Annotated in this window: 1 protein-coding gene and 1 pseudogene; one reads left to right on the top strand and one right to left on the bottom strand. The window is 67.9% G+C overall.

Going from position 1 to position 582, the window contains the following annotated elements:
* Positions 1-23 precede the first annotated feature (23 nt).
* On the top strand, positions 24-251 hold the full coding sequence (locus tag A5708_RS25895; protein WP_419538295.1) for an ABC transporter transmembrane domain-containing protein: 228 nt from the start codon (positions 24-26) through the stop codon (positions 249-251).
* On the opposite strand, the pseudogene A5708_RS02585 reads toward A5708_RS25895, so the two are convergent.
* Positions 176-582: pseudogene (locus A5708_RS02585) on the bottom strand (ABC transporter transmembrane domain-containing protein); the annotation flags it as partial. The gene A5708_RS25895 and the pseudogene A5708_RS02585 sit on opposite strands and share 76 nt — an antisense overlap.

The following is a 582-nucleotide window of genomic DNA, read 5'->3' as shown; positions in this document are numbered from 1 at the left end:
CCGCGGGTAACTGGCAAGCGCTGATGCTGCCGGTGACCACGCTGACCATCAACGTGTCCAGCGTCGCGCTGATCTGGTTCGGCGGGTTGCGCATCGACCGCGGCCAGATGCAGGTCGGCTCGCTGACCGCCTTCCTGGCCTACTTCACCCAGATCCTGATGGCGGTGTTGATGGCGACGATGACGCTGGTGGTTCCGGGCCGCGCGGTCAGCGAAATGTTCTGCAGCACTGGGCGATCGGCGCCGGGGTAGGTGAATGTCGCGCCCTCCAGACGCACCGTCCCGGTGATCGCGCCGCGCGGGGCAAGCGGATTCGGGGGGTCGGTGACGGCGGGCCGGGTGGCGAGCACCTCGGTGATCCGTTCGGCGCAGACGGAGGCCCGCGGCAGCACCACCAGCGTCATCGTCGCCATCAACACCGCCATCAGGATCTGGGTGAAGTAGGCCAGGAAGGCGGTCAGCGAGCCGACCTGCATCTGGCCGCGGTCGATGCGCAACCCGCCGAACCAGATCAGCGCGACGCTGGACACGTTGATGGTCAGCGTGGTCACCGGCAGCATCAGCGCTTGCCAGTTACCCGCGG

Origin of the sequence: Mycobacterium colombiense (assembly GCF_001672755.1) — a bacterium.
Taxonomy (GTDB): domain Bacteria; phylum Actinomycetota; class Actinomycetes; order Mycobacteriales; family Mycobacteriaceae; genus Mycobacterium; species Mycobacterium colombiense_C.
This window is presented reverse-complemented; position numbering and strand designations above follow the sequence as displayed.